14 protein-coding genes are annotated in these 13,549 nt (G+C 45.6%); 6 read left to right on the forward strand and 8 right to left on the reverse strand.

Annotation, left to right across the window (positions count from 1 at the left end; translation table 11 throughout):
- Positions 1–109: 109 nt before the first annotated feature.
- The 5 genes from V1358_RS02475 to pspA all read right to left on the reverse strand — a co-directional run bounded on the left by V1358_RS02475 (position 110) and on the right by pspA (position 4,058).
- Positions 110–1,150 (reverse strand): TIGR01620 family protein, encoded by a 1,041-nt coding sequence (locus V1358_RS02475; RefSeq protein ID WP_347389123.1) that lies wholly within the window; start codon positions 1,148–1,150, stop codon positions 110–112.
- Positions 1,147–2,538: a YcjX family GTP-binding protein gene (locus tag V1358_RS02480; protein ID WP_347392482.1), complete on the reverse strand. Its 1,392-nt coding sequence runs from the start codon at positions 2,536–2,538 to the stop codon at positions 1,147–1,149. The genes V1358_RS02475 and V1358_RS02480 overlap by 4 nt, the downstream gene beginning before the upstream one ends.
- Before the next feature lie 131 nt (positions 2,539–2,669).
- Positions 2,670–3,068, reverse strand: a complete 399-nt coding sequence (gene pspC, locus V1358_RS02485) for an envelope stress response membrane protein PspC (protein WP_347389121.1) — start codon at positions 3,066–3,068, stop codon at positions 2,670–2,672.
- Positions 3,065–3,298, reverse strand: a complete 234-nt coding sequence (gene pspB / locus V1358_RS02490; protein ID WP_347389120.1) for an envelope stress response membrane protein PspB — start codon at positions 3,296–3,298, stop codon at positions 3,065–3,067. Before pspB ends, pspC begins: the two co-directional genes overlap by 4 nt.
- 85 nt (positions 3,299–3,383) lie before the next feature.
- Positions 3,384–4,058, reverse strand: a complete 675-nt coding sequence (pspA, locus tag V1358_RS02495) for a phage shock protein PspA (RefSeq protein ID WP_347389119.1) — start codon at positions 4,056–4,058, stop codon at positions 3,384–3,386.
- 189 nt (positions 4,059–4,247) lie between these two features.
- Here pspA and pspF point away from each other — a divergent pair, with 189 nt between their 5' ends.
- Genes pspF through V1358_RS02525 form a run of 6 tightly spaced genes read left to right on the forward strand, consistent with a single transcriptional unit; the run spans position 4,248 to position 10,614 of the window.
- Positions 4,248–5,333 carry a phage shock protein operon transcriptional activator gene (gene pspF / locus V1358_RS02500; protein ID WP_347389118.1) on the forward strand — a complete coding sequence of 362 codons (1,086 nt, stop codon included), beginning with the start codon at positions 4,248–4,250 and terminating at the stop codon, positions 5,331–5,333.
- A 3-nt stretch (positions 5,334–5,336) separates the two neighbouring features.
- The gene (locus tag V1358_RS02505; protein WP_347392483.1) at positions 5,337–6,941 is read left to right on the forward strand and encodes an ABC transporter substrate-binding protein; all 1,605 of its coding nucleotides are present in this window, start codon (positions 5,337–5,339) and stop codon (positions 6,939–6,941) included.
- Positions 6,938–7,972: an ABC transporter permease gene (locus tag V1358_RS02510; RefSeq protein WP_347392484.1), complete on the forward strand. Its 1,035-nt coding sequence runs from the start codon at positions 6,938–6,940 to the stop codon at positions 7,970–7,972. The genes V1358_RS02505 and V1358_RS02510 overlap by 4 nt, the downstream gene beginning before the upstream one ends.
- A complete protein-coding gene (locus V1358_RS02515) occupies positions 7,959–8,852 on the forward strand; it encodes an ABC transporter permease subunit (protein WP_347389115.1) in 894 nt (297 codons plus the stop codon). Before V1358_RS02510 ends, V1358_RS02515 begins: the two co-directional genes overlap by 14 nt.
- The gene (locus V1358_RS02520) at positions 8,852–9,853 is read left to right on the forward strand and encodes a peptide ABC transporter ATP-binding protein (RefSeq protein WP_347389114.1); all 1,002 of its coding nucleotides are present in this window, start codon (positions 8,852–8,854) and stop codon (positions 9,851–9,853) included. The genes V1358_RS02515 and V1358_RS02520 overlap by 1 nt, the downstream gene beginning before the upstream one ends.
- Positions 9,853–10,614 carry an ATP-binding cassette domain-containing protein gene (locus V1358_RS02525; RefSeq protein ID WP_347389113.1) on the forward strand — a complete coding sequence of 254 codons (762 nt, stop codon included), beginning with the start codon at positions 9,853–9,855 and terminating at the stop codon, positions 10,612–10,614. Before V1358_RS02520 ends, V1358_RS02525 begins: the two co-directional genes overlap by 1 nt.
- Here V1358_RS02525 and V1358_RS02530 read toward each other — a convergent pair.
- The 3 genes from V1358_RS02530 to hupB form a co-directional block, all read right to left on the reverse strand.
- Entirely contained in the window at positions 10,604–11,029 is a 426-nt protein-coding gene (locus V1358_RS02530) for a hypothetical protein (RefSeq protein ID WP_347392485.1), read from the reverse strand. The two genes, V1358_RS02525 and V1358_RS02530, sit on opposite strands and share 11 nt — an antisense overlap.
- A gap of 142 nt (positions 11,030–11,171) precedes the next feature.
- The gene (locus V1358_RS02535) at positions 11,172–13,073 is read right to left on the reverse strand and encodes a SurA N-terminal domain-containing protein (RefSeq protein ID WP_347392486.1); all 1,902 of its coding nucleotides are present in this window, start codon (positions 13,071–13,073) and stop codon (positions 11,172–11,174) included.
- Positions 13,074–13,232: 159 nt separating this feature from the next.
- Positions 13,233–13,505 (reverse strand): nucleoid-associated protein HU-beta, encoded by a 273-nt coding sequence (hupB, locus tag V1358_RS02540; RefSeq protein WP_347389110.1) that lies wholly within the window; start codon positions 13,503–13,505, stop codon positions 13,233–13,235.
- Between the last annotated feature and the right edge of the window lie 44 nt (positions 13,506–13,549).

Consider the following 13,549-nt stretch of genomic DNA (forward strand, 5'->3'; position numbering starts at 1 on the left):
TTTTTCTTTTAAAATAGTGGCATTATTGGCGAAATAACAAGCACGCTAGCCGCTTGGACGGCCAGCGAATTTTCATTTGCTTTTTACAAGCGTCAACCTTTGTTGACGCCTATTCAGCATCTTTAGCTTGTTGATCCATTTTGGAAAGTCGGCTAGCCAGCTTTTTAGCTGTAGCGCCAAGTAACGAGGGCTTTTGTTCAAGTTTAGGCAGAGGGCGGCACAGCTCCATGGCTTTAAAGCCAATACGGGCTGTCAGCACCCCTGCACTCAAACCTTGTGCTGCACGAGTCGAAAGCACACTGAGTAATTTAGTGCCGAAGGCCGTGGCAGCGAGATCGGCAAGCAGCTCTGTGGAACCCACAAATAACATTTGCTTTATCAACGAGCGATATAAGCGCACTCGACTCATGTAACCTAGCGCCAAGCCGTAGTTGTTTGCTAACGCATCCACCAGCTTGAGTCCACGCCACAATACAGCGAGCATATCCACTACAGCCAAAGGACTCACAGTCACAAGCACCGCGGACTCCACTGCATACCGGTTGATAAGCTTTTTCGCTTGTTCATCTTGGCTAATCAATAGGGTGTCGCGATAAAGCACCATGACTTCTCTGTCACTTAGATGGTCACCAATCTGCTCCTTGAATGTATCAAATTCAGGGTGCGATTGAATGCGATTAACACTTTGCAGCCAAGGTAACGCCTGCCCTATTTGTTCACTTTGCAACAAACGCTCTGCCTGTTGTTGATGATGTTGATTAACCTTCAAGCGTTTTAAATTCACTAACTCACGCCACAATAATTTGCCAATCAGCAACACCGCCAAGCCAACAACCGCACTGTACAGGGCTCCAAGCCACCAAGCTGTTGCGAAGCTGGCGGTAATACCTAATACCGTTTCGACTAAAATAAGAACAAGTAATAACAAGAAGAACAAACGTTTAACTAACGAGCGTTTGGACTGTTGTAGGTTTTTACTCATTGCTTGCTCAAGTGAGCCCTCTTGAGCGAACAGTGCTTCTTCTGATTCGAGTTGTTCAGGCTGTTCACTGCGCGACACAACCAAAGGAGCCGTAAGCTCTTTGTCTTTTTGTTGTGATGTGTGCTCTTTGAATCGGCGTCCTGCCGCTAGTTTTACTTCATCACTCATCGTAACTTATCTCCGAGTAAAAACTCCAAGGCATGGTCCATACGCATATGACGCAACGTGCCATTATCATTTGGCATCGGCGCAAAATCGATAAAGTCGAAACCATGGGCGGGCCATTGTTGTGTACTAAGTACATGACGTGGCGGTTGCGGTGGAAGATAGGTGAGCCAATTATCTTCACTTAGCGGCTTACCATAAATGCAATGCATCGCTCTGCCCTTTTCCGTCACGGTTTTATTTTCAGTTGCACACACCGCCGCCATGGCCATGGTGTCAATTTCGACACCAGCAAAAGTAAGTTCATTCGCTTTGGATTTCACTAAATCGTGTAATAACAAGGCTAAATCTTGGTGGTAATTAACCCCTACTTGGTCAGCCTTATTCGCTACAAACAATAACTTATCGATATTTGGACTGAATAAACGTCGCAATAGATTGCTTTTGCCATATTCAAAGAACTGTAACAGCTCACGAATTGCTTCTGCCTGTTCGGCGAAGATATCTGGGCCTAATTTCAATGCTTGCAGTAAGTCAACTAACACAACTTGGCGATCGAAGCGGCAAAAGTAGTCTTTATAAAAAGGCTTTACCACCTGATTCTTGTATGCTTCAAACCGCGCTTCTAACTGCGCATACTGGCTCGATTCGTTGATTTGTTGTGGTGAAGCACATGGGAAGAAAGCTAGCAATGGTGCGCCCTCGAGTTCACCTGGAATAAGCATGCGTCCCGGTTGCAAGTTGGCAGCGTGGGCATGGGTCTTTATGGCGTGTAACGTCTGTGCGTATACATTGCTAAGCGCTTTTAACTGGGCCTCATTAGTGGGAGCGTTCACATCAAAAGAATGAAGCTTATCTAAGAACTCACTGGCATGCGCTTGGCGCACGCTGGCATTAAGCATTCGTAACTGCCGCTCACTCCAAGTTGCGAAATCCATGTTCAACATGGGTAAGTCCATCAACCATTCGCCCGGATAATCAATGAGATCGATTGTCAAAGTGGCTGTATCACTCAATTGCGCGCGCAGCCCTCTTTGCGGCCTGTACCGCATGGCAAGGCGCAACGTGTTAATACGCTTTGTTGATTGCGGCCATTGCGGTGGTTGCTGTTGCAAGCTTTCCATAGCCTGACGATAGGCAAACGTCGGAATATTCAGTGCTTTTTGCGGAATTTGCGTCGTGGCGATATGGCGACCTTCACGGACCACTCTGAAAAATGGAAGATTTTTATCGTTCGCTTGCTCGCTGAGTTGATGCACAAGGGCTGTGATAAACGCTGTCTTTCCGCTGCCTGACAAGCCTGTGACTGCAAGCGTGACATGACTATCCAACGTACGCTGTAGGGTATTTTTTGCTTTATCTTTGATTTTATCTAGGCGTGAATACGACAAGACGACTCCTTTTTACTGGTCACTGTATGCCTGATACGAATAGGCCATTCCTTTGCGACTAATTACCCACTTTATTTACAACAAAAAGATAAGCCAACACAGTGGCTTATCTTCTTAGGCAGGATGTACATTTATAGTTTGTTGATTTCTCTACTTACAGTAAACGTAGGCGATGTCACATGCTTTTCCATACTTTGAATACGACTATCTAAATCACCCATGAAGTCTTTTAAATCCTTTAGCGCCTTACGAGGTGGTTCACCTTTTTGCCACACCTTCGCTTTCACTTCGCCCACATGTGGGTGTTTGCTCGCTTCTTCGGTGTTCAATTCAGTCGGCTTCTTATCCAAGATAAACCACGCCGCAATATAAGCCACTATAAAGATTGGCCCACCGGCTAGTAACACACCGGTTACGAAGATGATTCGAACAAGCCATAACTCAATGTTGAAGTAATCACTGAGACCAGCACATACGCCTGCTAACTTGCCACGCTTTGGATCTCGGTACAGTTCACGTTTAGTACTCATACCTTATTCCTCCACTGCGGAGACTCCTGATCGAGCAACTTTTCTAGCGTGTGAATACGATCAGCCATCTTTTCTGCTTTGTTCGAAAGCTCAACTAGCTGACGATGCTCATGCTCGCTTAATCCTTGGCTTACTTGCTTCTTAGAGCGGTAATGAAGAATTAACCAAAGCGGCGCCACGAAAATCAAAAATATAACGATTGGCGGTATTAACACATCAAAATCAAACATTCTTCCTCTCCTGCCTGTTGTTTTGGCTTTTTAAGTGTGGGCGCAGCTCTGACAGTTGTCGAGTTGGCCCGCCCCACTTTAGTTATTATTCAGCTTTGTCGCTTTTTTTACCCATCTTCGCTTTTAGCGCAGATAGTTCATCATCGATTTTTTCGTCTTTCTCTAGCTGTGCAATTTCATCAGCCAGTGACTTTTGACCCAGCTCATAAGACTCTACTTGAGCCTCTAAGCCATCGATTTTGGTTTCATAGCGCTCGAACTTATCAAGTGCATCTTGTACCTTGTTGCCATCAAGTGTCTTTTTAACATCAAGGCGAGATTGCACTGAACGCTGGCGCAAGATAATCGCTTTTTGGCGCGCTTTGGCATCGCTCAGCTTCTCTTGCAATGTGCTGATCTCTTGCTGCAACTTGTTGATATGTTCTTCAACATGCTCAAGCTCGCGCTCTAACGAAGCGAGTGCTTCTGTTGCTTTACCTTTTTCCATCAAAGCAGCGCGAGCTAAATCTTCTCGGTCTTTCGACAAAGCAAGCTCTGCTTTATCTTGCCACTGGTCAACTTGACCGCGCAGTGTTTCAAGACGACGTGTTAAATCTTTCTTTTCAGCTAATGTTTTAGCAGAAGTAGAACGGACTTCAACAAGCGTGTCTTCCATTTCTTGGATAATAAGGCGAACCATCTTTTCAGGATCTTCAGCCTTGTCTAAAATAGCGTTGATATTCGAATTAACGATATCTGCAAAACGTGAGAAAATTCCCATAATCTAATACCTCAAGTGGTGAAGTCTTTGTTGACTACTTTACGTGGTATCAAGTTGCTTGCCAACTTTAAAATAACTTAATAACACTTTATTTTTCATTAAGTTACATTGATAAAACCAAACCCCTTTCATCTCTACCAATAATGAAATACACTAAGCTTTAGCAAAAATAACTAAGAGTTAGTGTAAATGAGCCAGTTTCGTAAAAAGGATGATCTACTCGGCCAATCAGATAGCTTTTTAACCGTGTTAGATCAGGTTTCTCAACTCGCCCCATTAGACAAACCAGTGCTGGTGATTGGCGAGCGTGGCACAGGTAAAGAACTTATTGCCGCGCGTTTGCACTACCTCTCTAGCCGTTGGGACCAAAGTTATGTCAGTCTCAACTGTGCGGCGTTGAATGAAAACCTACTGGAAAGTGAGCTGTTCGGTCACGAAAGCGGCGCTTTCACCGGAGCAAGTAAACGCCATGAAGGCCGTTTCGAGCGTGCCAATGGTGGCTCGCTATTCTTAGACGAACTTGCGAATACTCCTGCCGCGGTGCAAGAAAAACTCTTGCGAGTTATTGAATACGGCGAGTTTGAACGAGTGGGTGGACGTGCACCTATCAAGGTTGATACCCGTTTGATTTGTGCAACCAATGAAGATTTACCTGCGCTCGCTGACGCTGGGCAATTTCGTCATGATTTGTTAGACCGCTTAGCGTTTGATGTTATTACGCTGCCCCCGCTAAGAGAACGTCAAGAAGACATCTTATTACTGGCTGAGCACTTCGCTATTAATATGGCGCGTAATCTTGGTTGGGAACTATTCAGTGGCTTTACCACACGCGCCAAGGCTGCGTTATTAGACTACGATTGGCCAGGTAATGTGCGTGAACTGAAAAACGTTATTGAGCGTAGTTTGTATCGCCATGGCAATGAAAATTTGGCTGTACACAGTATTAATTTGGACCCTTTTGCTAGCCCTTATCGTCCTAAACCTGCTGCCTCACGAGCCCTAAGCACACCTGCACCTGTGAGTACACCGGTGCACGCTGAGGTAGCAACAACGCCTGAAGTGACTCCCTCAAGTGCCACAAGCAGTTTCAGCTTCCCCTGTGACTTAAAACAATTGTCTGCTGAGTACGAAACCGAGATGCTCACTCAAGCGCTTAAATTTAGTCAATTTAATCAAAAGAAAACTGCACAAATGCTCGGATTAACGTATCATCAACTTAGAGGATATTTGAAGAAATACAATTTGCTAGATTCGCAGCAAAAACAAGAGGCTTAGCCCGTGTATAAATGGTTGTTGGGCACCATGGCAGTTTTATTGGCCGGGTGCCAAAATGAAGATGCCCAGTATGCGCCGATCGAAGGCATGGTCTATTGTGCTGAGGCCAACCCAGTGTCATTTAACCCGCAAGTGACCACCTCTGGTTCTACCATAGATCTTATATCTAAGCAGCTTTACAACCGTCTATTGCGTATCGACCCTATCACTGGCGAGTTTATCCCTGAGTTGGCTTCAAGCTGGGACATAAGTGAAGACGGCACCGAAATCACCTTCCATTTGCGCGAAGATGTAAAATTTCATACCACTAAATATTTTACGCCTACACGTTTGTTCAATGCCGATGATGTAGTGTTTACCTTTAGTCGTTTGTTTGATGTTTATAATCCTTACCACTTCGTTGGTGAGGCCAATTACCCCTATTTTCAGAGTGTTGGCCTTGATCAACTGATCCGCAATATTCGCAAGGATTCTCAATACCAAGTGACCTTTGAGCTGTTTAATCCCGAAAGCAGCTTCCTTGCTAATATTGCCACTGACTTCGCCGCAATCACTTCTCGCGAGTATGCGATGAAGCTCATGGAATCTGAGCAAATGGAATTGTTTGACCAACTTCCCGTTGGCACAGGCCCATTTGTTTACCGCGAATACAAACGAGATCGCCTCATTCGCTACTACAGCCACCCAGATTATTGGGAGCACCAAGTTAACTTAGACCAATTGGTGTTCGACATTACGCCTAATGGTACAACCCGTATCGTTAAATTGCTGACCAAAGAATGTGACGTCACTCCGCACCCCAGTGCAACACAGCTGAATGTATTGCGTGAACGCAGCGACATCGATCTGCAGCAACAAGACAACCTCAATATAGGCTACTGGGCATTTAACACTGAGCGTGTGCCGTTTAATGACCCAAAAGTACGTCGAGCCCTCGCCCATGCCGTTAACGTCGACAAAATCATGCAGGCGGTTTACTACGGTCAAGGTGTCAAAGCGACGTCCATGCTGCCCCCTATCAGTTGGGCCTATGAAGAACAAAATAATTTGCCTGAGTACGATCCGGACGAAGCTAGGAAGTTACTCGCTGAAGCAGGCTATAAAGACGGTTTTGATATGAGCATATGGGCAATGCCTGTAAGTCGTATCTACAATCCAAATGCACGTAAAATGGCGGAGCTAATGCAAAGCGACTTACGTGCCGTTGGGGTAAACGTACGCATCGTTGAATATGAGTGGAACACCTTCTTACAACGCGTAGATGAGCACCGACATGATAGTGTATTGCTTGGCTGGGCAGCTGATACGCCTGATCCAGACAACTTTTTTAGTCCCCTATTAAGCTGCGCGGCAACCTACAGTGGAAAAAACCCAGCCAATTGGTGTAACCCTGAGTTTGATGCTTTACTGACACAGGCTTTAGCAACAACAGACCAAGAGCAACGTAAACAATTTTACGTTCAAGCGCAGCAAATGATTGCCAATCAGCTACCACTGCTACCTCTAGCCCATGGCAGACGTTCGCAAGCCAATGACACCCGAATTCACGGTATTACATTGAGCCCATTTGGTGGTATTTCTTTGGCACAAGCGAGTAAAACACCATGATGTTAGAGTTTGCTATTCGCCGCATTTCCTTATTGATTTTCATGTTGTTCACCCTGAGTGTATTCACGTTTTCACTGGGCTATTTATTCCCTGGTGACGTACTCACCAATTTCAGTGGCATTGATACCGCAGGATTTTCGCAAAGTGCGCAACTTCGCGATAAGTACCATTTAGATCAAGGCTATGTGCATCAGTATTTCGCATTCCTAGGACGTATCTTACAAGGCGATTGGGGCCGTTCGTTCGCCTCTGGTGGCCAAGTGTTTGACCACGTTGTTACACTCGCACCGGCAACCTTCGAACTGGCGGTCTATGCGCTGCTTGTATCGGTTGTAGTCGGTGTACCGGCGGGGATTCTCGCTGCTCTTTCACAAGGACGCTGGTTAGATAAATTTATCAGTGGCGCAACGCTGATTGGCTATTCGTTACCCATTTTTTGGTTAGCTTTGGTGCTGATCATGGTGTTTTGCTTACAACTTGGTCTTTTCCCTATGTCAGGGCGGATCAGTTTGTTGTACGAGATACCCTCAACGACCCATTTTATTCTGCTTGATATTATGATTGCAGGATTCCCATACGGTGGCCAAGCCTTTACCGATGCGCTGCACCACTTGGCACTGCCAACTCTTGTGCTCGCAACCTATCCAACTACGGTCTTAGTGCGCTTTACCCGAGATTCAATGCTTAATGTGCTTGAGCAAAATTATATTAAGACTGCACGAGCAAAGGGCTTGAGCCGAAGCCAACTGATAATTCATCACGCACTGCGAAATGCGCTATTGCCGGTGATTAAGCAAATCGGTTTACAGTTCAGTGCCTTGATCACACTTGCAATGATCACTGAAGTTATCTTTTCTTGGCCAGGCATTGGTCGCTGGTTAATCGACAGCATTTATCAACGAGACTTCCCAGCCATTCAAGGGGGACTGCTCGCTATTTCGGTGTTCATCATATTCGCGACTATTTTTACTGAGTTGCTGTACACCCTGCTAGACCCGATTTCACGGAATCAAGCGCATGGCAAACTATAAGTTATTTACCGAACAATCAAATATCTCGCCACTCTCACGATTGTGGCGAAAATTCAGAACCAACCACGTTTCCTTGGTCGGGCTCTGGCTTTTTATTGCGCTAACATTATTGGCAGCTACTGCGCCTATACTGGCTCCTTACGGCATTAACGAGCAACATGCAGATGCCCTACTAATCCCGCCGTCATGGCATGAGGACGGAGACGTCCGGTTCATTTTAGGCACCGACGATTTGGGTAGAGACGTGCTTTCACGACTAATGAATGGCGCAACCTACACATTTGGCTTATCGATTGTTGCCGCATTGGTCACCACATTAGTCGGCGTGTTGGTCGGCACCTTTGCGGGAATAAGTCGAGGTCTGCGAGCAAGCTTTCTAAATCACCTGCTTGATATCACCTTATCAATTCCGTCACTGCTTTTAGCTATCATCATTATTGCCATTCTAGGCCCCGGTCTTATGAACACAGTGTGGGCGATTATTTTTGCATTGCTGCCCCAGTTTATTCACTCCGTGCGCAACCTAGTCGTTGATGAACTGAGCAAAGACTATATCAGTGCGTTTCGACTCGATGGTGCAAACCATTGGCAAATTCTTGTACGGGGAATTTTCCCGAACATTTACGAACGAATTGTGGTTATATTCACGATGGCACTGTCGTTGGCGATCCTCGATATCGCGGCATTAGGCTTTTTGAAGTTAGGTGCGCAGCCACCTACCGCGGAATGGGGTGCAATCTTGGCGGAGAATTTAGGCTTAATTTACTTAGCGCCATGGACCGTCGCATTACCTGGGATTTTATTATTCCTCGCGGTACTGTCTACCAACCTAGTTGGCGATGGCCTTCGTAATGTACTTAAAGAGCGACGGGCTGACTGATGCAGTTATTAGATATACGCAACCTGACCATAGAGCTAAAAACATCGGAATCGGTGATCCGCGTGGTTGATGGCGTTAATTTGAGCCTCAAAGAAGGTGAAGTTCACGCGTTGATAGGGGAATCAGGCTCAGGTAAGAGCCTGATCGCAAAAGCATTAGTAGGTGCGCTGAACCAGCGATGGGAAGTGCGTGCTGATAGGATGCATTGGCGCGGAGTTGATTTAATGCGTTTATCTGATGAGAAGCGCCGAAAATTGGTCAGCCAAGACTTAGCAATGATTTATCAAGAGCCGAGCCGTTGTCTAGACCCCACAGCCAAGATCAGCGACCAACTCGAGGAGAGTATTCCGGCCGCTGACAGCACCGGAAACATATTTCAACGCCGCAGAGCAAAACAAAAACGCGTTAGAGCCTTGCTGCACAAAGTGGGCATCAAAGAACATTCTAAAGTGTTATCCAGCTATCCACATGAGCTCTCCGAAGGTGTATGCCAAAAAGTCATGATAGCGATGGCCATTGCACGATCACCGCGATTATTAATCGCCGACGAGCCAACAACTGCATTAGAGAGCATCACCCGAGCGCAAGTGTTTAGGTTGTTAAAAAGCCTTAACCAATTGAAAAACATGTCGATCCTCATGATCTCCCATGAACTCGAAGAGTTAACCGATTGGACCCATGGCATGCACGTTCTTTATTGTGGACAGATGGTTGAGGCTGGCCCCACACAAGAGGTCTTTGCTCGCCCACGTCATCCATATACTAAGGCCTTGCTTCAAAGCTTACCTGATTACGACGCAGCACTTGGGCATAAACAACCCTTGTTTGCATTAAAAGGTACCATTCCTACATTGCAACACTTACCGATCGGCTGCCGATTAGGGCCGCGCTGCCCTAATGCACAAAAAGCCTGCGTTGTGACGCCGAAGCTAGAAAAAGAGCACGGTCATAGTTTTGCGTGCCATTTCCCACTGCATAAAGAGAAAGAGGAGCAAAGCTGATGCAACCCTTATTAAAAGTTCAAGGCTTGAATAAGCAAATCGCACAGCGCTCGGGTTTTTTGCAACGCAAGATGGTGTATTTGCTTAAAGATATCTCTTTTTGTATCGGCCAAGGCGAAACGTTGGCAGTGATTGGTGAAACTGGCGCTGGTAAAAGTACATTGGCAAAAGTATTAGCAGGTGCAGATGACGCTAGTAGCGGGCAAATCCTATTGGAAAGCGAGCTACTTAAGGACGGTAGCAAACAGCTTATGGACAGCCGCAATATTCGCCTGATCTTCCAAGACCCGACAACATCGCTCAACCCCGCACTGACAATTGAGGAAATACTCGATGACTGTTTGCGCTTTAACACAGAACTCAGCGCAGAAGAGCGTTTAGAAAAGATAAAACAAACATTATCGAAAGTCGGTTTGCTCGTTGAACATAGACACTACTACCCGCACATGTTCTCCGGTGGGCAATTACAACGTGTGGCGCTCGCTAGAGCTTTAATACTTGATCCCAAGGTCTTGGTATTAGATGAAGCACTGTCTTCGTTAGACCCATCTGTACGCGCGCAGACGGTGAACCTATTACTGGATCTTCAACGAGAGACTGGCCTAAGTTATGTACTTATCACCCATCACCTCAGTTTGGTTAAACATATGAGCGATCAGGTGATGGTATTGGACCATGGAGAGATTGTTGAGTACGGCAATACTCAAGAAATTTTCTGCAATCCAAAATCAAAAACCTGTCAGCGATTGCTTACTTGTTAATTTGCTCGATTGCTGCGAGCAAATTTTCCGCATCATCTGTGCCTAAGCACAGCTTTTCACCGCTTTTGAGAGTAATTTGTACCGCCGTATCGCCATTAACACGATACAGCCAGCCATTTGCCGTATAGCGAATGCCCCAGCCGGTATACCAAGGTGTTTGAATGATTTGTGCCGAGGCTACATCATGTAAGTGTATCTTTTTACGCCAGAAACCAGGGCCAAATGACCAACAGATATGACTGTCTGAAACCGAAATATTGAGTGAATAAAAGAGCGCGCCGATAACCAAGATAATTATCAACCCCGGCCAAGTCGCCACATTCTCTTTACCATATGCAGTGCAGAAAATAATAACCAACACCAAGGTTAGTATTACAAGTATTGCAGTAGCAAACTGCTTATGTTGATAACGCATACACATCTTTTCCTGCCAGATTTAGTCCATCTAAACAATAACACTGTGCAAGCAGGACTGCGATGTGAGCATGAGATGAGGGAATTGACAGGCATAAAAAAGGCCGCATTGCGGCCTTTTTCAAGATATGTACTAGCTAGCGTTATTCAACGTTAGTGACTGTCGCTTTGCGAACCACTTCAGCCTGCGCTTCAAGTGCTTCAACAAAGGTTTCATAGTTTTTGTTAGCAAGTTGCATCGTCAAGCTTTGCTTAATTTGCTCATTAACTTCTGTTTCACTTGGCGTGTTAACAGATTTAAGTGCAACTAGTGCAACGTTGCCATTGCTTAGCTCAACCAAATCCACCACCGGCGCATCTGTTGGGTGCGCGAGCTTGAATACTTGCTGCGTTAAAGCTGGCGGCACAGTGAAGCTGCGGCGAGTCAATGCATCTTCGCTTTGCAGTTCGATACCCGCTTGCTCAGCAACAACCGCAATTGCAGTCCCTTCGCTTAGCTGTGCAAGTAATGTTTGTGCTTGTTCTTTAGCTGCTTTTGACGCTTTTTCAGCAACCAAGGTGCTACGAATTTGCTCTGAAACCAACTCCAGTTCTTTCGTAGCTGCTGGCTTGTAATCAACAACGCGTACCACAACTACGTGCTCGTTGCCTAAATCCAATACTTCTGAATTTACGCGGTCTTCAAGCAGTTCTGGCGAGAAGATAGCAGCAAGTACGTTTGCTTGGTTCAGTGGTGCAGGTAACGCATTACGTGCACTTAATTCAGTTGTTTTAACTTCTACACCAATTGCATTTGCAGCGTCTTCTAGCGTGTCTGAGATTTCAAATGCTAATTCAGCTAGCTCAGTTTGCTTTTGGTAATAGATATCTGCTTTTTCAACTTTCTCAAGCTCTGTGCGAATTTCTTGTTCAACTTCTGCAAGTGCTTTAACTTCACCAGGCTGTAAATCTGTCAGTTTAATGATGTGATAACCAAATTCAGACTGTACTACCTCTGAAAGTTGACCAACTTCACCAAGTGCAAATGCAGCTTGCTCGAAGTCTGGGTCAAGCATATCGCGCTCAATCCAATCAAGGTCACCACCTAGCTCAGCACTTACGATGTCGTCAGATTGTGTTTCAGCCAGCTCAGCAAAATCTGCGCCTTGTTGTAATTGCGCCAGTAAATCCTGTGCTTTTTGCTGTGCCGCCTCATCGTCTTCACTGTTCTCAACTAGGATGTGAGCAACGCGACGCTTCTCAGGCTCAGTGTAAAACGCTTTGTTTTGCTCATAATACTCGTTGATTTGCTCAGCTGTAACCGGCTCTGCCAGCTCCAATGACGCTGAATCCAGTTCAACATAGGCTACTTTCACTTGCTCTGGCGCTAAGAATTGAGCTTGGTTTAGGTCATAGTATTCCTGAACTTCTTCGTCAGAAACGCTAACACCCTCTTTGAACTGTTCATTGTTAACGATGAAGTAATCAATTGCACGTTGTTGTTGCTGTAAGCCAACGGCACTGTTTAATTCATTGCTTAAGGTGAAATCGGTGCCCGCAAGCGCAGAAACAAGCTGTGAACGAGTCATTTCTTCACGTAGATATTCGCGGAAACCATCTGCTTGGAAGCCCATTTGACGAATAACTTGAAGGTAACGGTCGTTACTAAACTTGCCACCAAACTGGAAAGCAGGTAATTCAAGAATTGTCTTACGAATTTCTTCGTCACTTACGCGTAATCCCATTTCTGCCGCTAATTGCGATTGTAGTTCTTGTTGGATTAGACGATTAGTAACTGACTGGCGAAGTTGCGCCATAAAAGTAGGATCATTTGCTAGTTGCGCAAAGTACTCGCCGAATTGCTGTTCTTGACGCGCGCGCTCGTTTTCAAACGCCCTTGCAAAGTCACGCTGCGTGATTTTTACCCCATTCACCTCAGCGACGGATTGCTCGGTACTTTGGCCTAAGTAGCCACCGATCCCTGCCAAAGCAAAAGATAAAATCACTAGCCCTAGAATGATTTTGGCCGCTAAACCTTGCGAACCCTCTCTGATTTTTTCTAGCATTTATCTTTATCTCTGTTTATTAGTAGCCCCTTCACTTTTGCCTAATTATTCGTTGTGCATAAAAGTGAAAGATATAAAAAAAGCGTATCTTAGCAGATACGCTTTTTCACTTGAAGCGATTGCGTGTAATACACACAATTCGCTACCAAGCGGCGCAAATTAGTTAACTGCGTCTTTAAGCGCTTTACCTGCTTTGAACGAAGGAATCGTTGCAGCAGCAATTTGAATCTCTTCGCCAGTTTGTGGGTTACGGCCAGTGCGAGCAGCACGCTCACGTACAGAAAAAGTACCGAAACCAACTAGGGCAACTGAATCGCCATCTTTAAGTGCAGTTGATACTGACTCAATGAATGAATCCAACGCACGACCTGCAGCCGCTTTAGAAATATCAGCATTCGCTGCGATTTGATCGATCAATTGAGACTTATTCACAATATCATCCCCTTACATTGTTATTATTCAGAGCGATTCACCAT

The organism is Pseudoalteromonas pernae (assembly GCF_039831865.1).
Taxonomy (GTDB): domain Bacteria; phylum Pseudomonadota; class Gammaproteobacteria; order Enterobacterales; family Alteromonadaceae; genus Pseudoalteromonas; species Pseudoalteromonas pernae.

Excerpts from the sequence above, each read along its gene's own strand:
- V1358_RS02510 (WP_347392484.1), top strand. The coding sequence starts at position 6,938 with ATGATGTTAGAGTTTGCTATTCGCCGCATTTCCTTATTGATTTTCATG.
- pspB (WP_347389120.1), bottom strand. The coding sequence starts at position 3,298 with ATGTTTGATTTTGATGTGTTAATACCGCCAATCGTTATATTTTTGATT.
- pspC (WP_347389121.1), bottom strand. The coding sequence starts at position 3,068 with ATGAGTACTAAACGTGAACTGTACCGAGATCCAAAGCGTGGCAAGTTA.
- V1358_RS02515 (WP_347389115.1), top strand. The coding sequence starts at position 7,959 with ATGGCAAACTATAAGTTATTTACCGAACAATCAAATATCTCGCCACTC.
- pspF (WP_347389118.1), top strand. The coding sequence starts at position 4,248 with ATGAGCCAGTTTCGTAAAAAGGATGATCTACTCGGCCAATCAGATAGC.
- pspA (WP_347389119.1), bottom strand. The coding sequence starts at position 4,058 with ATGGGAATTTTCTCACGTTTTGCAGATATCGTTAATTCGAATATCAAC.
- V1358_RS02520 (WP_347389114.1), top strand. The coding sequence starts at position 8,852 with ATGCAGTTATTAGATATACGCAACCTGACCATAGAGCTAAAAACATCG.
- V1358_RS02530 (WP_347392485.1), bottom strand. The coding sequence starts at position 11,029 with ATGCGTTATCAACATAAGCAGTTTGCTACTGCAATACTTGTAATACTA.
- V1358_RS02475 (WP_347389123.1), bottom strand. The coding sequence starts at position 1,150 with ATGAGTGATGAAGTAAAACTAGCGGCAGGACGCCGATTCAAAGAGCAC.
- V1358_RS02525 (WP_347389113.1), top strand. The coding sequence starts at position 9,853 with ATGCAACCCTTATTAAAAGTTCAAGGCTTGAATAAGCAAATCGCACAG.
- V1358_RS02535 (WP_347392486.1), bottom strand. The coding sequence starts at position 13,073 with ATGCTAGAAAAAATCAGAGAGGGTTCGCAAGGTTTAGCGGCCAAAATC.